Here is a 16,911-nt window from a genome sequence, read left to right as displayed (position 1 = left end):
TGAACAGGGGGGTTACAGGGTCTGCCATGAGTCCACCGCGCGCCGGAGCGGGGATAAATGTGACATCGCTGTTGCAATCCGCTCTCATGCTGTCCTCCACCGTCCTGACGCGCACCGCCTCGCAGGCCGACCCCGAGCTCGACACACTGGTCCACCGCGAACGGCTGCGCATGCTGATGGCCCCCACCCTGCCGGTGGCCCTGGTGAGCGCCGTCTTTGCCGTGGCGCTGGGCATGCTGATCGCGCCCGTCTGTGGCACCGACCGCACCGCGGCCTGGGTCGCGCTATGTCTTCTTGCCTCGGGGCTGAGGGTGGCGCTGGCCACCGCCTGGTCACAGCGGGCGCAGCCCAACAGCGCGGGCTGGCTCCATGCACTGACCGCCGGCTGCCTGTTCCATGGCCTGGTATGGGGCCTGGCCGGCGCCTGGCTGGCGCCCGTGCACGACCTGGTGACCAGCGCCGTCATCCTGGCGGTGCTGGTGGGGGCCTGTGCCGTCAGCACTTTCACGATGCAGGCCCACATGCTGCCCAACCTGGCGGCCAACCTGCCCATGCTGCTGCCCGCCGCCGCGGCCATTGCGATGCGAGGTGACCGCTACGGCGCCTTCGGCGGGCTCGGGCTGGTGGCCCTGCTGGCGCTGATGCTGTTCGAAAGCCGGCGGGCCGAACGCCGCATCACCGAACTGCTCCGACTGCGCTTCACCACCGACCGCATTGCCCGCGAACGCGCCGAGGCGCTCAAGCTGGCGTGGCGTCACAGCGCCGTCAAGGACCAGTTCCTGGCCACCATGAGCCACGAAATGCGCACGCCGCTGCACGGCATCCTGGGACTGGCCGGCCTGATCCGGCAGCGCCTGCCCCAGCGTCCCGGCGTGCTGACCGAATGCCGGCAGCAGGCCGAGCTCATCGAGCACGCCGGCGAACACCTGCTCACGCTGATCAACGACGTGCTCGACTTCTCGCGCATCGAGGCGGGCCACCTGCACATCGAGCGCGCGCCGTTCGACCTCGGCACGGTGGTGCACGAGGTACTGGGCCTGCTGCGCGTGACGGCGCAGGACAAGGGCATCGCGCTGCGTGCCCGCGTGGCCCTGCCCGCGCCGTGCTGGGTGGAGGGCGACGCGGCCCGTGTTCGGCAGGTGCTGCACAACCTGGTGGGCAACGCCATCAAGTTCACCGACCAGGGCGAAGTCACGGTGCGCGTGACGCGCCAGGGGGGCGGCACGCAGGCAGGCATGGTGTTCAGCGTGCAGGACACGGGCGTCGGCATTTCAGCCGACCAGATCGGCCTGATCTTCGAGGCCTTTCATCAGGCCGATGGCAGCTTCGGCCGCCGGCACAAGGGCACCGGTCTGGGCCTGACGATTTCGCGCGAGCTGGCGCGGGCCATGGGCGGCGACATCACCTGCGTGAGCGCACCGGGCAAGGGCTCGACCTTCGAGTTCACCGCGCCATTGCCGCCGGCCGATGTGGTGTCCGTGGACGTGCCCCTGCCGATGGACGACGGCGCCGACGCAGCCGCCTCACCCGACACGCTGCCACTGGTCGACTTCGGCGACACGGCACCGGTGGATGTGCCGATCGAGCCCGACACCACCGCCCGGCCGGGGCGGCGCGTGCTGCTGGCCGAGGACAACCCCGTGAACGCCATGGTGGCCGAAGCCACGCTGCACGCCATGGGCCTGCACGTCACGCATGTGGAAGACGGCGCAGCCGCCCTGGCGGTACTGACCCGCCTGCCCAGGTCGATCGACCTGGTGCTGATGGACTGCCAGATGCCGCAGATGGACGGCCTGGAGGCCACGCGACGCCTGCGCGACTGGGAGGCCCGTCACGATGTGCCGCGCATGCCGGTCGTGGCCCTGACGGCCAACGCCATGTCGGGCGACCGGGCGCGCTGCCTGGCCGCCGGCATGGACGACCACCTGCCCAAACCGTTCAGGCAGGTGGAGTTGCAGGCGGTGCTGATGCGGCAGCTCGAGGCCGACGAACCTCAGCGGCTCATTGCTTGATCGCTTCGATCTGGATGACCAGCTTCACATCGTCAGGGATGTTGGGCACGCCGTAGGTCATGCCGTAGGCGCTGCGCTGGATGGTGGTGGCGAAGTCGCCGCCGCAGACCTCGCGCTGGATGCGCGGGTTCTGGTAGCAGCCATAGCCTTCGGCCTTCAGCGTGACGGGCTGGCTCTTGCCCAGCAGCGTCAGCGTGCCTTCGACAGCGGTCACCTTCTCACCGTCGAACACCAGCTTGTCGCTCTTGAACGTGGCGGTCGGGAAGGCTTCGCTGTTGAAGAAGTCCTTGCTCTTCAGGTGGCCGTCGAACGGGGTCACGCCGGTGTTGATGGAACCGGTTTCGATCGTGATGTCGACCGTGCCCTTCCGCGCCTGCTTGTCCAGCACGATGGTGCCGCTCTTCTTGTCGAAGCGGCCACGGGCGGTGGAGGTGCCGAAGTGCTTGGCCTCGAAGGTCACGAAGGTGTGCGTCGGATCGATGTTGTAGGTGGCGGGGGCAGCCTGGGCCACCGAGGCCGACAGGGCGGCCACGGCGGCCAGGGTCGAGAGAGCGAGACGGGTCATGCAGGGCTCCTGAGAAGGGTGCGCGCGGCACCGTTGAACAAAAGGGTCGAGGGAAAAGGCCTGGGGGAAGTCGGCACGCTCACAGCGCGGGCACGCCCCTGAGGGTCAGCTTGAACTTCACCTGGACCTCGTTGGCGACGATGGAGGGATCCCCCCAGTCGCCACCGCCCACGTTGAAGTCCAGGCGCTTGAGGGTGAAGCCGCCGACGGCGGTGGTCAGGCCATTGGCCTGCGTCATCTGGACCGGCACGACGAGGTCGCGCGCCTGGCCCTTGATGCTGAGCTTGCCCGCCACATCGTAGCGGCCCGGGCCGGCGGGCTTGATCGCCGTCGACTGGAAGGTCGCCTTCGGGAAGCGGGCGGTATGGAACCAGTCGGGCTTGCTCAGCTCGGCATCGGTCTCGGCGTTGATGGCGACGCTGCCCAGGTCGATGCTGAAGGCGACCTGGCTGGTGGCCAGCGCCTTCGGATTGAAGGTGCTCTGCACGCTGAAGGCCTTGAAGCGGCCGTTGAGCGGCACGCCCAGCTGGCGGGCCACGAAGGTCACTTCGCTCTGGGCTGGCACCAGGGTCTGTGCAGTCGGCGCCGCAGTCTGGGCCCGGGCGGGCACCGACGCGGCGAGGGTCACGACGGTGGCGGCGGCCAGCGCCAGCGCGCCGGACAGTCGGAGGTAAGCGGTCATGAGGGGAAGTCCTTTCATCGGCATTCAGCGCCCGGGGCGCATGCGGTCGAGCAGGCCGTCGCGGTCGACGAACTGGTGCTTCAGTGCCGCCACCACATGCAGCGCCACCAGGCCGATCAGGCCCCAGGCGGCCAGCGCGTGCAGCGGCTTGAGCGCCTGGGCCAGCGCCTCGTCGACCGGCACCCAGTCGGGCAGCGGCAGCACGCCGAACCACACGATGGGGAAGCCCTTGGCCGAGCTGTAGGCCCAGCCCAGCAGCGGCACCGCAAAGAACAGCAGGTACATCAGGTGGTGCGTGCCATGGTGCGCCACATGCTGCCACACGGGCATGGCGGCGGCGATGCGGGCTGGCAGCGCGGGCGGGCGGTGCGTCAGCCGCCACAGCAGGCGCGCCACCGACAACGCCAGGATGGTGATACCGGCCCACTTGTGCCAGTTGATCAGCTTGAGCTTGGCGGGTGAGAAGGGCAGGCCGTCGAGGTACAGGCCCATGCCGAACGCGCCCAGGATGCCGGCGGCCAGCAGCCAGTGCAGCGCCATGGCGGTGAAGGTGTATCGATCGGTGGATGGCTTCATGGCGGTGATTTCAGACTACGGACGGCGCCCGCCCTGTGTACACAGTGTGCCCCGCACATCGTGAAATCGGTTGAGGCTGCTTCACGCCTGGCTTCAATATTTTTGAATTGAAGTCGCCTGATTGGCGGAGCGGGTCATCCCGCGTTAAAGCTGAGGGGGGAAACGTCCGAAAGAACCGATGAACCTCCGTCGGCCTCCCGGTCGGCCCTGCCATGAGCGGCCTCCTCCCTCTTCTTCTCAGCACGGACCCCAAGCAGCGACTGCGCATCCAGCGCTCGCTGCTGGCGGCCAGCGTGTTCATTGCCTGCATTGCCCTGCAGGCATACGCGTGCTGGGTCGGCCTCATGGTGCGCAGCGAAGCGGAAGCGCTGTCCGGCCTCATCGTCGCCAACGTGGTGTTCTGGTACGCCCTGCTGCGTTCGGGCCTCAACCTGCGCTGCCAGGATCCGGCCCTGACGTTGCCGCAGATCATCGCGGCGCTCACCATCATCGTGGGCGCCTATGCCACCACCGGCGCCGCCCATGGCGCGGTGATGATGCTGCTCACGCTCGTACTGGTGTTCGGCATCTTCAACCTCAAGCCGCGTGCCGCCCGCTTTGCCAGCGCCTACACGGTGGTGGCAATGGGGGTGGCCATTCTCTACAAGATCCAGAACGATCCGGTGAACTATCCGCTGCGACTGGAGGTGGTGCATTTCGCGCTGGTGATCGCCATCGTGCCGACCGTGTCGTCGCTGGCGGCCCAGCTGAGCAGCCTGCGCGCGCGCCTGCAAACACAGAAGAACGAACTGGCCCACGCGCTCACCCGCATCCAGATCCTCGCCACGCGCGACGAGCTGACGGGGCTGGTGAATCGCCGGCACATGATCGAGGTGATCAACCAGCACCAGAAGCGGCTGCAGCGTTCGGGCCACCACCGCTTCTGCCTGGCCCTGCTCGACATCGACCACTTCAAGCGCATCAACGACACGCATGGCCACAACGTGGGCGACGAGGTGCTGCGCCATTTCGCGCAGGTGGCCCAGCAGGCGCTGCGCGAGACCGACGTGCTGGCGCGCTGGGGCGGCGAGGAGTTTCTGGTTCTGCTCAACGACACCACGCCCGAGCTGGCGCAGGCGGGCATCGAGCGCATCCGTGAAGCCATGGCCGATGCGGAAGTCGCGCCCTCCGTACCTGAGCTCCGGCTCACATTTTCTTGCGGACTGACGGCCTACGGGAACGAAGAGCCGCTGGACCACTGCGTGGAACGCGCCGACCGGGCGCTCTACCAGGCGAAGGCGGCCGGCCGCAACCGCACCGTGCTGCACGCGGCCACGCCGCGCCTGGCCATCACGCGCCCGACGGCGGCGGAAGGGTGACGGCCATGCTTGCCTGCTGGCGCGCACTCACCGACCTCGTGCTGGGCGCCGATGCGCGCGTGCGCGGCCGCGTGCGGCTGTCGATGATCGCCGTGTGGGGCTACTCCATCAGTTCGGTGCTGCTGGTGTACGCCATGCACATCGGCCTGGTGGCGCGCGCACCGGGCGAGATGCTGCTGGCCTACATGTGGGTCGGCATGACGACGTTCTACCTGCTGGTGCGCACCGACTGGTCCACCCGGCTGGGCAGCCCCGGCATGGACCTTCCCCAGTGCCTCTACGCGCTGGTTGCCATCCTGTTTGCCTATGCCATCACGGGGCCCGTGCGCAGTTCGGTGCTGATGATGATCGCGCTGGTACTGGTGTTCGGCATGTTCACCCTGTCGGCGCGGCAGGTCTTCATCATGGGCGCGGCCACCGTGCTCGGGCTGGGCGTGGTGATGGCCACCCTCGTCCACCTCGATCCGGTCGAGTTCGACCCCAAGCTGGAACTGATCAAGTTCGTGCTGGCGGCCAGCACGCTGCCCGCCGTGTCGGCCGTCGCGTTCTATGTGGCACAGGTCCGTGGCCGGCTCGTGCAGCAGAAGGCCGAACTGCGCAAGGCGTTCGACCGGCTGCAGGACATCGCCACCCGCGACGAGCTCACCGGGCTGGTCAACCGTCGGCACATGCTCAGCCTGATCCAGCAGGCCATGCAGCGCCAGCAGCGTGCCGGTGAGGGCTTCTGCCTCGCGCTGATCGATCTGGACCACTTCAAGCGCATCAACGACCTGCACGGTCACCAGGCGGGCGACGCCGCCCTGCGCCACTTCGCCGACACCGCCCGCGCGGAACTGCGGCAGACGGACACGCTGGCGCGCTGGGGCGGCGAGGAGTTCCTGCTGATGCTACCCAGCCCCGATCCCGGGCCGGGCGGCGCCCTCCAAGCCCTGGGCCGCGTTCGCGAAGCGCTGCAAGCCCAGCCGCTGGCCGACGGGAGCCTGCGCCTCGGCTTTTCGGCCGGGATCACGGAGCACCCGGTGGGCGAGGCGCTGGACGTGACGCTGGAGCGGGCCGACCGAGCCTTGTACGCGGCGAAGGCCGCCGGCCGGCAGCGCACCGAGGTGCTGTCCGTGCCCGCACCGCGCGAACGCCCTCTGGCGAAGCCCGCACAAGTGTGAGACAGTGCGCTCGACACGCCGTTTCGGGGACCGCCACCTTCCCGCCTCGGCACCGGAGGACCGGCGATGCGGCGCACAGACGCGGCACACCGTGCGGGTGGCGGCCAGACCGACTCGCCCCCAGCCATGCTTTCCCCCAGCGCCGCACCGATCTTGTGTGACGGCGAACGCCTGACGGCGTCCGCCCCCTACCGGCAGATCTTCGAGGCCGCCGGCATCGGCATCGCGCGGGTGGCCCCCGACGGCCAGCTGCTGGAGGCCAACCAGCGCTTCGGCGAGATCGTCGGTCGCCGCTGTGATGCCCTCACCGGCCTGCACATCCTCGACCTCACGCACCCCGATGACGTGGCCGTGAGCACCGCCGAGATGGAAGCCACGCTGCAGGGCCTGCGCCCCCGCTACAGCCTGGAAAAGCGCTACCTGCGCCCCGATGGCGCGGTCGTCTGGGTGACGTTGAGCGTGGTGCTGATGCGGAACGCCAGCGGCGAGCCGGTGCAGTTCATCGCCGTCATCGACGACATCACCGAGCGCCGACAGCTGCAGGAAGCGATGGCCTCGGCGCGGGCCGCCGAGCGCGCCAGCCAGGCCAAGACCGAGTTCCTCTCGCGCATGAGCCACGAACTGCGCACCCCGCTGAACGCGATGCTGGGCTTCGCGCAGCTGCTGCGCGTCGACCCCCGCCATCCGCTCAACGAGACCCAGTCGCGCAGCGTGCAGCACATCGAGCGTGCCGGCGCCCACCTGCTGGCCATGCTCACCGACGTGCTCGACCTGTCGCGCATCGAGGCGGGCAGCATGCCGATCCATCTGGCTCCGGTCTCGGTGCAGCAGGCGCAGGAAGAGGCGCTCGCGCTGCTCAGCAACCAGGCCAGCGCGTCCGGGCTGGAGATCCGCTGCGAGCCCCCCGACCCGCCGCTGTGGGTGCACGCCGACCATGTGCGGCTGCGGCAGATCCTGGTGAACCTCCTTTCCAACGCCATCAAGTACAACCGCCCGGGCGGTTGCGTGCAGCTGGAGGCCATGCCCGTCGGGCCGGACATTGTGCTGTCCGTGAGCGACACCGGCCGGGGGCTGGACGCCGGGCAGATCGCCCATCTCTTCGAGCCCTTCAACCGGCTGGGCGCCGAGCGCACCGGCGTGGAGGGCACCGGCATCGGCCTGGTGATCGTGCACCGGCTGCTGGAGCTGATGGGGGGCCGCATCACCGTCAGCAGCCGGCCGGGCGAGGGCAGCGTCTTCCGGGTGTGGCTGCCCGCTGCCGAGCCCGCCGAAGACGCCCCCCGGGGCCGCTCGCAGTTCGGCCATCTGGACGGCGCGCCCGACGCCCCCCCCGAGCAGCGCACCTTCACGGTGCTCTACGCCGAAGACAACCCGGTGAACGTGGAGCTGGTGCGGCAGGTGCTGCGCATGCGGCCGCAATGGCACATCGAAGTGGCTCACACCGGCCGCGAAGCGATCGCCGCGGCCCGGGCCGCTCCACCCGATCTGCTGCTGCTCGACATGCACCTGGGTGACGCCAGCGGGCTGGAGATTGCCGACGCACTGGCCCACGACCCCGCCACCGCCGGCGTGCCGCGCGTGGCGCTGTCGGCCGACGCCATGCCGGATCTCATCAACGAAGCCCGCCGACGTGGCTTTGCCGATTACCTGACCAAGCCGCTGGATGTGGGCCGCTTGCTGAGGCTGCTGGACCAGTTGGCGGCCGGACGCTGAGGACCGCGCCAGCCCGGCTCAGATCGGCAGGTCAGTGAAGAAGCGGCCGCCGTGGTAGACCAGCGGCGCGGCGCCCACGCGCCGGTTGCAGTGCTCGACCTGGCCCACGAAGATGACGTGGTCGCCGGCATCGTGCCGGCCGTGGTGGCTGCATTCGAACGTGGCGACGGCGCCGTCGATCAGCGGCGCGCCTGTCAGGCCGGCCCGCCACGGCGTGCCCTCGAAGCGGTCGATGCCCTTGCGCGCGAACCGCTCGGCCAGCAGGCGCTGGTCGGCCGCCAGCACGTTGATCGCGTAGTGCGAGGCGCGCAGGAAACCGGGCATCGACGTGGACTGCCGCGACAGGCTCCACAGCACCAGCGGCGGTGTCAGCGACACCGAGTTGAAGGAATTGGCCGTCAGGCCGATCAGCTGCCCCTGCGGGTCCCGGGCCGTCACGATGGTGACGCCGGTGGTGAACTGGCCCAGCGCGGCACGGAACACCTCGGCGGTGAACGGCGGCTGGACGGCGGCGGGGGCGGAATCGGGCAGGGTCGACATGGCAGAGGGGTCGTTCAAGACCCCAGTGTAGTGGGCTGGGCCTGCCCTCAGGGCGCGACGGGCTGTCGGCCGTCGGCAATGCGGTAAACCCACACGGGGCGCCCCCCGGGCAGCGCCAGGCAGGCGTGGGGCGCCCAGGCCCGGCCCGCCTCGTCGCGCGCCTCGAACTCCAGGCTCACGAACCAGCTGCCCGCCGGCATCTCGGCACGGGCCTTGGCCATCGCGCGCGGCATGGTTTCAGGCCGTTGGAACAGGTAGAGCAGCGCACAGCCGGCCCAGTCGTCGGCCCACATGTCGCCGCGGCGCACGTGCGCAAAGCGGCAACGCAGCGCGGCCACCGCCCACCACAGCCAGCTCCACTCCACGCCTTCGATCCGGGCCGCCGGATAGGCAGCGCGCAATTCCCGCAGCCCGTCGCCGAGGCCGCAGCCCGCGTCCAGCACACGGCCCTGCGGGTCGGCCAGGGGGGCGCAGGCAGCCAGGTCCTTCAGCGCCCCGCGCGGGGTTGGGAAGACGGGCGCGTCACGCCAGGCGTTGACCGGGTAGGCCAGCAGCAGCACGGCCAGGGGCAGCAGCCAGAGCCAGCCCGGCAGCCCGGCCCCCTGCCCCAGCGCGATCACGCTGAGCGGGAAACCGGCGGCCACGAACACCCGGCGCCACGGCGTGGCGGCCACGGCAGGCCACAGGGCGATCAGCGCCCCCGCCGCGGTGGGCAGGCCCAGGAAGGCCCACGTCGGGGCGCTGGCCGCCTTCAAGGCGAGCGCCAGGACCCAGGCCCCACCCCAGGTGGCCAGGGCCGGCAAGGGCCACGTGCACAGCCGCCCCAGCTTCTGTCGGAGGCCGGAGCGTTCGGCGGGTGTCATGCGCTGCCTGGCGCGGGCGTCAGGCGGCCGGCGTCGCGCCACCGCGCAGCTTGTCGATCAGGCCGTTGAGCTCTTCCAGGCTGCCGAAGGCGATGGTGACCTCGCCCTGCTCGCCGCGCTTGGTGCGCTTCTTCACGTGGATCTGCACGGCCGCGGTCAGCAGGTCGGACAGCTCTTCTTCCAGCCGCAGCACGTCACGCGACTTCTCGCCCTTCACGCGCAGCAGCGGCGTCTGGCGGCCGGCAGAGCCCTGCACCTTGGCCACCAGCTTCTCGGCTTCACGCACGTTGAGCTTCTTCGCGATCACCTCGTTGGCCGTCGTGATCTGCAGCGCCTTGTCCAGCGGCAGGAGCGCCCGCGCGTGGCCCATGTCGATGTCGCCGGCCATCAGCATGGACTGCACCGGCTCGGCCAGGTTCAGCAGGCGCAGCAGGTTGGAGGCGGCGCTGCGCGAGCGGCCCACGGCCTGCGCGGCCTGCTCGTGCGTGAGGCCGAACTCGTGCGTCAGGCGCTGCAGGCCCTGCGCCTCTTCCAGCGGGTTGAGGTCTTCGCGCTGGATGTTTTCGATCAGCGCCATGGCGGCCGCGGCCTCGTCGGGCACAGCCTTGACCAGCACCGGCACCTCGTCGAGCCCGGCCAGCTTCGCGGCGCGCGAGCGGCGCTCACCAGCGATGATCTCGTAGCGGCCCTCGCCCACCGGACGCACCAGGATGGGCTGCATGACGCCCTGGGACTTGATGCTCTCGGCCAGCTCGTAAAGCGAGCCCTCGTCCATGCGCGTGCGCGGCTGGTACTTGCCGGGCTGCAACAGGTCGAGCTTGAGCACCGACGGATTGCCTTCGCCGGCCGGTGCGGGGGGGGTGTCGCTGACTTTGGGGCCCAGCAGGGCCTCCAGGCCCATGCCCAGGCCTTTGGATTTCTTGGTCGCCATGGGCGCGATTGTCCGCTGTTTCACGGCCCGTGCGCGCCCAGGCTGGTCACGCGGCCGAACGCAAGCCGCCCGTCACCCGCTGCACCACTTCCTGCGCGAAGGCCACAAAGGCCTGGGCGCCCTTCGAAGCCGGGTCGAACACGACGCCGGGCACACCGTAGCTGGGCGCTTCGGCCAGGCGCACATTGCGCGGGATCACCGTGTCGAACACCTTGTCGCCGAAGTGTCCCTTGAGCTGTTCGCTCACCTGCTGCTGCAGCGTGATGCGCGGGTCGAACATCACCCGCAGCAGGCCGATCAACTGCAGTTCGCGGTTGAGGTTGGCGTGCACCTGCTTGACGGTGTTGACCAGGTCGGTGAGGCCTTCGAGGGCGAAGTACTCGCACTGCATCGGCACGATCACGCCGTGGGCGCAGGTCAGGCCGTTGAGCGTGAGCAGGCTGAGCGAGGGTGGGCAATCGATCAGCACGAAGTCGTAGTCGGCCGCCGCGGCCTCGATGGCGGTCTTCAGGCGGCGATCACGGCGCTCGAGGTTGACGAGTTCGATCTCGGCACCCGAGAGCTCACGGTTGGCACCCAGCACGTCGTAGCCGCCCTTGGGGCTGCGCACGCGCGCGTCGGCAATGGCCGTGTGCTCCAGCAGGACGTCGTACACGGTGTGGGCCAGCGTCCGCTTGTCGACCCCGGAGCCCATGGTGGCGTTGCCCTGCGGGTCCAGGTCGATGATCAGCACGCGCTGCCCGATCTGGGCCAGGCCGGCAGCCAGGTTCACGGTGGTGGTGGTCTTGCCCACCCCGCCTTTTTGGTTCGCGATGCAGAAGATGTGCGGCATGGGGCCGATTATCGCCTGCGCCCTCTCCCTCAACCACGGGCCCGCCTTACCGTCCGCCGTCACGGCCGCGTCACCCGCCCTGCGCAAGCTGTCCGGCTCGTGCGGCCGCCTCTGCAGCCGCTTGGCAAGCCCTGCAGTCTCACCAAATGAAAAAAACCTGTGTTTCCCTGCTGGTCAGCACCGCGCTGACCGCCCTGTCCGCCCACGCCACCGCCGGCCTGCTCGATGGCGCTCGCCAGATCTGGACGCATCAGCACGCCGGTACCGACGGCTACCTCGCCGAGATCCTGAGCTTCGACGCCGGCCGCAACGAGATCTGGGTCTCGGGCGTGAGCGGCATCGACATTCTGGACGCCCGCACCGGCGCACTGCAGCAGCGCATCGACGTGAGCGCCTCGGGCAGCGTCAACAGCGTGGCGATCCACAACGGCGTCGCGGCGATCGCGCTAGAGCACCCGACGCAGCGCGAATTGCCCGGCGTCGTGCAGACCTACCGCACCGCCACACGCGCGCTGACCGGACAGTACACGGTGGGCGCCCTGCCCGACATGCTCACGTTCACGCCCGACGGCAGCCGGCTGCTGGTGGCCAACGAAGGCACGCCCAACAACACGAGCCAGAGCGGCGTGAAGGCAGCCAACAGCCACTACGGCCCCCTCACCTCGCCCACCGGGAGCGTTCCCCGCAGCTATGGCAACCATGCGCTGGATCCGGCCGGCAGCGTCAGCATCATCCACCTGGGCACCGGCACCGTGACAACGGTGGGCAACCTGGATGCCGCGCCCCGCACCGGCGGCCACCTGCGCGTCAATACGGGCATGAACTTCGAGCCGGAATACATCGCGGTGAACGCAGCCGGCACCAAGGCCTACGTGACCCTGCAGGAAGCCAACGGCCTGGCCGTGGTGGATCTGTCCAGCGGCACGGTGGACAAGGTCGTCGGTCTGGGTGCGAAGGATTTCGCCGTCGCCGGCCAGCGCATCGATCCGAAGAACGACGGCAGCATCGGCCTGGTGTCGGTCCACGCCAAGGGCCTGTACATGCCGGACGGCATCGCAACCTACAGCCGCGGCGGGCAGACCTTTCTGGTGATGGCCAACGAGGGTGACTTCCGCGAGGACGATGCCGATCGCAGCGCGGCCAGCAGCGTGGATCCGAGCCTGTCCGGCACCTTGCTGTCCAACCTGCGTGTGTCGAACACCGACTCGTCAGCGAGCGCCCTGTATGCGGCCGGCGCCCGGTCGTTCTCCATCCGGGATGCCGACGGCCAGCTGGTGTACGACAGCGGCGAGATCCTCGACCGGGAAGCGATCGCCCTCGGCATCTACGACGACGGCCGCAGTCGGGACAAGGGCGTCGAGCCGGAAAGCATCGAGCTGATGGAGATCGACGGCCGCACCCTCGCCTTCGTGGGGCTGGAGCGCACGAGCAAGGCCGCGGTTGCCGCGTTCGACATCACCGACCCGCACAACGTGACCTTCCTGCGCATGCTGGTCGCCGAAGGCAACGTGTCGCCCGAAGGGCTGAAGGGCTTCCGCCTGGGCAACGCGTACTACCTCGGCCTCTCCAACGAGGTCAGCAACACGACCACGCTGTTCCACCTGGCAACTGCCGCCGCGCCCGTTCCCGAACCGGGCAGCCTGGCGCTTGTCGCGGCGGGGTTGGGTGTGCTGACGGCCGCGCGCCGCCGCCGGCTCGGCCACTGAGCCGGCATCCGCGGGGCGAGAGCACGCCGCCTCGGGAGCGCCCCGCTGTGGTCAGCGGCGGGGCTTCTGCTGCACGGCCGGCACGGAGCCCTTGCGCGGCGTGCCCTTCTTCACCGCCGCCGGCTTGGCGGCCATCCCGGACTTCGGGCCTGTCGACTTCATTGAGGCGTGGGTGGCACGCGCGGGAGGCGTATGCGACGGCACCGACTGGCCGGCTCGCGCGCGCTGACGAGTCGCCGCCTTCGAGGTGGTCAGCTGGGGAGCAGGCCCTCGCCCTGCCTGGGCCTGCCTGCGGTGCACACCCGCCCGCTCGGTGGGCTCGGCCTTCACCGCCCCACTCCGCTGCACGGCCCTGCGCGGCGCCGGCTGCATGCCGTCGGCACGCTTGGCCACGCGCTGCGCGTGCGATGCCGCGGCCGTATTCCGGTCCGATGCGGGCCCACCCCGCAGATCGGCCCGCGCGACGGCCCGGCCTGCCTGTCGATGCCCCGGCTCACTGCGCGGCTTGTTCATGACGGTCCGGACGGGAGCCGAGCCTTTCTGCGGTCCAGCCTCGCGCGGCTCGGCCGCCGCTGAGGTGATCGCACGCGCAGCGGGCTTCCCCGCTTTCTCACTGCCCGGTGTGACCGAGCGCACGGGCGCCCCGCCCCGCGGCTCAGCTGCCCTTTTGCCACCGGTCACGGGCTCTTCTTCTGCAACGAACAGCGGCATGTCCGGCGTCCATCCCTTCGGAGGCGGCACCTCCACTGCCCGGCTGATGGCCGGCTGGGCTGAACACCGGCTGGCAGCACGGCCATGGCCCCGCCAGCCAGAAGCCCCGTGCACAAGGCCATACGACGCAGCCGGCCACCGGGTCGCTGAGGCGAGTTCATGCTGCGCTCCGCATCCACACCAGGCAGCGCTCCGCCTCCAACCGGGGAACAGTCAGTTGTTCCACGTGAAACACGGTGACTTCCCGGGGCAACGCCGCCTGCTCATCCTCGGGGCGCTTGCCTTTCATCGCCATCCATACGCCGCCGGGCGCCAGCAACGCCTGCGTCAGACCCACGAAGTCCGCCAACGAGGCAAACGCTCGTGAGGTGACCACATCAAATGAGGCCTTGAGCTGCTCTACGCGAGCGTGCTCGGCCTTCAGGTCGAGCAGACGAAGCTCCGCGGCCACCTGGCGGATGAAGGCCGCCTTCTTCCCCACTGTGTCAACACAGGTCACATGGACGTCGTCGCAGCAAATGGCGAGCACCACTCCGGGCAACCCGCCGCCGCTGCCCACATCGAGCACGCGAGCCGGCTGGGCGCCGCCAGCAGCACGACGCTCCGCCAGGTGCCGCCCCAAGGGGGGCAACACCGCCAAGCAATCGGCCAGATGGTGCGTCAGCATGTCCGGCGCGTCCCGCAGGGCGGTCAGGTTGTAGGTGCTGTTCCAGTGTTGCAGCATGCCCATGTACCGGGCGAGCAGCGTCTGGCGCTCGAGTGACAGACTCACCCCCAGGTCAGCCAGCGTCGGCTGCATGGCTTCCACCCATGCGTCAGCTGACCAAGTTACCGGGGGTCGGGCCCGGACCACCGGCGCAGTACGGATAGAGGTCGGCGAAGCCGGCGGACGTCGTGGGCCCTTGCCACGCGAAAACGAAGACATGAATACTCCACTCTGGTCTCGCCACTTCGCGAGACCGCCTGTCCATCATAGCCAGCGATACGGGGGTCGCGCGGATACACCGAACACTGCTGTTTCACGTGAAACAGCGGCATCAGCCATCACGCCGCCGCACCCGCCTCACCGTTGACCGCCTCGCCCTCCTGGCTTGTGAACCCCTTGAAGCGACCCTTTTTCAGGTGGATCAGCAACAAAGAGATCGCCGCCGGCGTCACCCCGGATAGGCGCGATGCCTGTCCCAGCGTTTCCGGTCGGTGCTTGCTCAGCTTCTGGCGCACCTCGAAGCTCAGTGCGGCCACCTGCATGTAATCCAACTCGGGCGGCAGCACCATGTTTTCGAAATGGGCAGCCCGCTGCACCTCCTCATTCTGCTTGGTGATGTAGCCTGCATACTTGATGCTGATCTCGACCTGCTCAATGACGGCCTCACCCACCGCATTGCCCAAATCGGCGCGCAGGGTCGCACGGGTCACGGGCGCCTTGAGGTCCGCCTGCCCTTCCGCCCCAGCATGGGCACGGAGTACCGCCTGCTCGCGCGCGGCAATCTCGTCGATCTCGTTGATCTGGTCGTAGCTGACGCCCGGGCGGCGCAGCAGGTCCGCGAGGTTGTATTCATGCTCCAGGGCCTTGCCGAGCAGGCGCTCCGCGTCGGCAGCGGGCAGCGTCGCGGGCCGCACCCACGTTGTCCGGAGCCGCTCTGTTTCACGTGAAACAGCATCCCGTTTGCGGTTGAAGGCATCCCACCGTGCGTCGTCGACCAGACCGATCTGGCGCCCCAACTCGGTCAGGCGCATGTCGGCGTTGTCCTCGCGGAGTTGCAGGCGGAACTCAGCGCGGCTCGTGAACATGCGATATGGCTCGGTCACGCCCTTGGTGATCAGGTCGTCCACCAGCACGCCCAGGTAGGCCTGGTCCCGGCGCAGCGTAAGGGGTGCTTCGCCCCTGGCCTGCAGCGCCGCGTTCACGCCTGCATACAGCCCTTGGGCTGCCGCCTCTTCATAGCCCGTCGTGCCGTTGACCTGCCCGGCAAAGAACAAGCCCTGTATGGCCCGGGTTTCGAAGGTCGACTTCAGTTCGCGTGGGTCAAAGTAGTCGTACTCGATGGCGTAGCCCGGGCGCAGCACGTAGGCGTTCTCCAGGCCAGGCATCGTGCGCAGGGCCGCGAGCTGGATGTCGAATGGCAGTGAGGTGCTGATGCCGTTCGGATAGAACTCGTTGGTCGTCAGGCCTTCCGGCTCAAGAAAGATCTGGTGCGAGTCCTTGTCGGCAAAGCGATTGATCTTGTCCTCGATGGACGGGCAGTAGCGCGGCCCCACCCCTTCGATGATGCCGGTGAACATCGGGCTGCGGTCGAACCCCGAGCGGATGATGTCGTGCGTCTGCTGGTTGGTGTGCGTGATCCAGCAAGGCAGCTGGGCAGGGTGCTGCTCGGGCGACCCGAGGAAGCTGAACACCGGCACACCCGGGCCCGTGGGTGCCGAAGCCCCCCACCGTCCAACCGGTGCCACCCCATCGCCAGGCTGCTCGCTGAGCTGGCTGAAGTCGATGCTGCGGCCGTCGATGCGTGGCGGCGTGCCGGTCTTCAGGCGGCCTTGCGGCAGCTTCAGTTCCTTCAGGCGCGCCGACAGCGACACCGCCGGCGGATCCCCCGCGCGGCCGGCGCTGTAGTTCTGCAGGCCGACGTGGATCTTGCCGTCCAGGAAGGTGCCGGCCGTCAACACCACCGCGCGCGCGCGGAAACGCACGCCCACCTGGGTCACGGCCCCCACCACGCGGTCGCCCTCGACCATCAGATCGTCCACCGCCTGCTGAAACAGCCAGAGCTTGGGCTGGTTCTCCAGCCGCTTGCGGATGGCCGCCTTGTAGAGAATCCGATCGGCCTGGGCACGGGTCGCGCGCACCGCCGGACCCTTGCTGGAATTGAGGATGCGGAACTGAATGCCGCCCTCGTCGGTGGCTTGCGCCATGGCACCGCCCAGGGCATCCACTTCCTTGACCAGGTGGCCCTTGCCGATACCGCCGATCGACGGATTGCAGCTCATCTGCCCCAGCGTTTCGATGTTGTGGGTCAGCAGCAGCGTGGCGCACCCCATGCGGGCCGCGGCCAGTGCCGCCTCGGTGCCGGCATGGCCTCCACCGACCACGATGACGTCAAATTCCTGGGGATAAAGCATGGCGGACCTCTGAAAGGAGCACGAGGCGACGCCTCACGGCGTGCCACATTTTTGAGCAACCTTCCATTGTACTGAAACCCGCCTGAGCCGGGGCCCGCCCGCCATCGCCCCGCCGCGGGCCGGGGTGTCTCCCCAGCCGCCTCAA

At 69.1% G+C, this 16,911-nt stretch carries 15 protein-coding genes; 5 read left to right on the top strand and 10 right to left on the bottom strand.

Translation table 11 applies throughout. The annotated features are described in order from the left end of the window. Nucleotides 1-86: 86 nt before the first annotated feature. Nucleotides 87-2,012 (top strand): ATP-binding protein, encoded by a 1,926-nt coding sequence (locus Q0Z44_RS07485; RefSeq protein WP_298011525.1) that lies wholly within the window; start codon nucleotides 87-89, stop codon nucleotides 2,010-2,012. Here Q0Z44_RS07485 and Q0Z44_RS07480 read toward each other — a convergent pair. The 3 genes from Q0Z44_RS07480 to Q0Z44_RS07470 all read right to left on the bottom strand — a co-directional run bounded on the left by Q0Z44_RS07480 (nucleotide 2,002) and on the right by Q0Z44_RS07470 (nucleotide 3,835). Beyond that, entirely contained in the window at nucleotides 2,002-2,577 is a 576-nt protein-coding gene (locus tag Q0Z44_RS07480) for a YceI family protein (protein ID WP_298011524.1), read from the bottom strand. The genes Q0Z44_RS07485 and Q0Z44_RS07480 overlap by 11 nt on opposite strands. A gap of 79 nt (nucleotides 2,578-2,656) precedes the next feature. Continuing rightward, nucleotides 2,657-3,259: a YceI family protein gene (locus tag Q0Z44_RS07475; RefSeq protein WP_298011523.1), complete on the bottom strand. Its 603-nt coding sequence runs from the start codon at nucleotides 3,257-3,259 to the stop codon at nucleotides 2,657-2,659. Between the two features lie 24 nt (nucleotides 3,260-3,283). Further along, nucleotides 3,284-3,835: a cytochrome b gene (locus Q0Z44_RS07470; RefSeq protein ID WP_298011522.1), complete on the bottom strand. Its 552-nt coding sequence runs from the start codon at nucleotides 3,833-3,835 to the stop codon at nucleotides 3,284-3,286. Between the two features lie 212 nt (nucleotides 3,836-4,047). Here Q0Z44_RS07470 and Q0Z44_RS07465 point away from each other — a divergent pair, with 212 nt between their 5' ends. The 3 genes from Q0Z44_RS07465 (at nucleotide 4,048) to Q0Z44_RS07455 (ending at nucleotide 8,066) form a co-directional block, all read left to right on the top strand. Then, nucleotides 4,048-5,193 (top strand): diguanylate cyclase, encoded by a 1,146-nt coding sequence (locus Q0Z44_RS07465; protein ID WP_298011520.1) that lies wholly within the window; start codon nucleotides 4,048-4,050, stop codon nucleotides 5,191-5,193. Between the two features lie 5 nt (nucleotides 5,194-5,198). Continuing rightward, nucleotides 5,199-6,353 carry a diguanylate cyclase gene (locus Q0Z44_RS07460; protein WP_298011519.1) on the top strand — a complete coding sequence of 385 codons (1,155 nt, stop codon included), beginning with the start codon at nucleotides 5,199-5,201 and terminating at the stop codon, nucleotides 6,351-6,353. A gap of 126 nt (nucleotides 6,354-6,479) precedes the next feature. Further along, the gene (locus tag Q0Z44_RS07455) at nucleotides 6,480-8,066 is read left to right on the top strand and encodes a PAS domain-containing hybrid sensor histidine kinase/response regulator (protein ID WP_298011518.1); all 1,587 of its coding nucleotides are present in this window, start codon (nucleotides 6,480-6,482) and stop codon (nucleotides 8,064-8,066) included. A gap of 18 nt (nucleotides 8,067-8,084) precedes the next feature. Here the strand turns inward: Q0Z44_RS07455 and Q0Z44_RS07450 are convergent, their stop codons facing one another. The 4 genes from Q0Z44_RS07450 to Q0Z44_RS07435 are packed head-to-tail and all read right to left on the bottom strand — an operon-like array spanning nucleotide 8,085 to nucleotide 11,232. Beyond that, nucleotides 8,085-8,606, bottom strand: coding sequence for a flavin reductase family protein (locus tag Q0Z44_RS07450; protein ID WP_109038090.1), 522 nt, complete (start codon nucleotides 8,604-8,606; stop codon nucleotides 8,085-8,087). Between the two features lie 47 nt (nucleotides 8,607-8,653). Continuing rightward, the gene (locus Q0Z44_RS07445) at nucleotides 8,654-9,469 is read right to left on the bottom strand and encodes a class I SAM-dependent methyltransferase (protein ID WP_298011517.1); all 816 of its coding nucleotides are present in this window, start codon (nucleotides 9,467-9,469) and stop codon (nucleotides 8,654-8,656) included. Nucleotides 9,470-9,488: 19 nt separating this feature from the next. Then, on the bottom strand, nucleotides 9,489-10,400 hold the full coding sequence (locus tag Q0Z44_RS07440; RefSeq protein WP_298011516.1) for a ParB/RepB/Spo0J family partition protein: 912 nt from the start codon (nucleotides 10,398-10,400) through the stop codon (nucleotides 9,489-9,491). Between the two features lie 46 nt (nucleotides 10,401-10,446). Then, nucleotides 10,447-11,232 (bottom strand): ParA family protein, encoded by a 786-nt coding sequence (locus Q0Z44_RS07435; RefSeq protein ID WP_298011515.1) that lies wholly within the window; start codon nucleotides 11,230-11,232, stop codon nucleotides 10,447-10,449. Between the two features lie 146 nt (nucleotides 11,233-11,378). Between Q0Z44_RS07435 and Q0Z44_RS07430 the strand changes: the two genes are divergently transcribed. Next, nucleotides 11,379-12,938 carry a choice-of-anchor I family protein gene (locus Q0Z44_RS07430; protein ID WP_298011513.1) on the top strand — a complete coding sequence of 520 codons (1,560 nt, stop codon included), beginning with the start codon at nucleotides 11,379-11,381 and terminating at the stop codon, nucleotides 12,936-12,938. Nucleotides 12,939-12,989: 51 nt separating this feature from the next. Here the strand turns inward: Q0Z44_RS07430 and Q0Z44_RS07425 are convergent, their stop codons facing one another. The 3 genes from Q0Z44_RS07425 to mnmG form a co-directional block, all read right to left on the bottom strand. Continuing rightward, on the bottom strand, nucleotides 12,990-13,649 hold the full coding sequence (locus Q0Z44_RS07425; RefSeq protein ID WP_298011512.1) for a hypothetical protein: 660 nt from the start codon (nucleotides 13,647-13,649) through the stop codon (nucleotides 12,990-12,992). 157 nt (nucleotides 13,650-13,806) lie between these two features. Continuing rightward, the gene (gene rsmG, locus Q0Z44_RS07420) at nucleotides 13,807-14,448 is read right to left on the bottom strand and encodes a 16S rRNA (guanine(527)-N(7))-methyltransferase RsmG (RefSeq protein ID WP_298011511.1); all 642 of its coding nucleotides are present in this window, start codon (nucleotides 14,446-14,448) and stop codon (nucleotides 13,807-13,809) included. A 245-nt stretch (nucleotides 14,449-14,693) separates the two neighbouring features. Next, nucleotides 14,694-16,766, bottom strand: coding sequence for a tRNA uridine-5-carboxymethylaminomethyl(34) synthesis enzyme MnmG (gene mnmG, locus Q0Z44_RS07415; RefSeq protein WP_298011510.1), 2,073 nt, complete (start codon nucleotides 16,764-16,766; stop codon nucleotides 14,694-14,696). Between the last annotated feature and the right edge of the window lie 145 nt (nucleotides 16,767-16,911).

Source organism: uncultured Aquabacterium sp., from assembly GCF_947366995.1.
Classification (GTDB): domain Bacteria; phylum Pseudomonadota; class Gammaproteobacteria; order Burkholderiales; family Burkholderiaceae_C; genus Aquabacterium.
Note: the sequence above shows the minus strand (reverse complement) of the source record. Positions and strands in the feature narration are given on the sequence as shown.

Excerpts from the sequence above, each read along its gene's own strand:
- Q0Z44_RS07455 (WP_298011518.1), top strand. The coding sequence starts at position 6,480 with ATGCTTTCCCCCAGCGCCGCACCGATCTTGTGTGACGGCGAACGCCTG.
- Q0Z44_RS07470 (WP_298011522.1), bottom strand. The coding sequence starts at position 3,835 with ATGAAGCCATCCACCGATCGATACACCTTCACCGCCATGGCGCTGCAC.
- Q0Z44_RS07445 (WP_298011517.1), bottom strand. The coding sequence starts at position 9,469 with ATGACACCCGCCGAACGCTCCGGCCTCCGACAGAAGCTGGGGCGGCTG.
- Q0Z44_RS07475 (WP_298011523.1), bottom strand. The coding sequence starts at position 3,259 with ATGACCGCTTACCTCCGACTGTCCGGCGCGCTGGCGCTGGCCGCCGCC.
- Q0Z44_RS07465 (WP_298011520.1), top strand. The coding sequence starts at position 4,048 with ATGAGCGGCCTCCTCCCTCTTCTTCTCAGCACGGACCCCAAGCAGCGA.
- Q0Z44_RS07425 (WP_298011512.1), bottom strand. The coding sequence starts at position 13,649 with ATGCCGCTGTTCGTTGCAGAAGAAGAGCCCGTGACCGGTGGCAAAAGG.
- Q0Z44_RS07480 (WP_298011524.1), bottom strand. The coding sequence starts at position 2,577 with ATGACCCGTCTCGCTCTCTCGACCCTGGCCGCCGTGGCCGCCCTGTCG.
- Q0Z44_RS07485 (WP_298011525.1), top strand. The coding sequence starts at position 87 with ATGCTGTCCTCCACCGTCCTGACGCGCACCGCCTCGCAGGCCGACCCC.
- mnmG (WP_298011510.1), bottom strand. The coding sequence starts at position 16,766 with ATGCTTTATCCCCAGGAATTTGACGTCATCGTGGTCGGTGGAGGCCAT.
- Q0Z44_RS07460 (WP_298011519.1), top strand. The coding sequence starts at position 5,199 with ATGCTTGCCTGCTGGCGCGCACTCACCGACCTCGTGCTGGGCGCCGAT.
- Q0Z44_RS07430 (WP_298011513.1), top strand. The coding sequence starts at position 11,379 with ATGAAAAAAACCTGTGTTTCCCTGCTGGTCAGCACCGCGCTGACCGCC.
- Q0Z44_RS07440 (WP_298011516.1), bottom strand. The coding sequence starts at position 10,400 with ATGGCGACCAAGAAATCCAAAGGCCTGGGCATGGGCCTGGAGGCCCTG.
- Q0Z44_RS07450 (WP_109038090.1), bottom strand. The coding sequence starts at position 8,606 with ATGTCGACCCTGCCCGATTCCGCCCCCGCCGCCGTCCAGCCGCCGTTC.
- Q0Z44_RS07435 (WP_298011515.1), bottom strand. The coding sequence starts at position 11,232 with ATGCCGCACATCTTCTGCATCGCGAACCAAAAAGGCGGGGTGGGCAAG.
- rsmG (WP_298011511.1), bottom strand. The coding sequence starts at position 14,448 with ATGCAGCCGACGCTGGCTGACCTGGGGGTGAGTCTGTCACTCGAGCGC.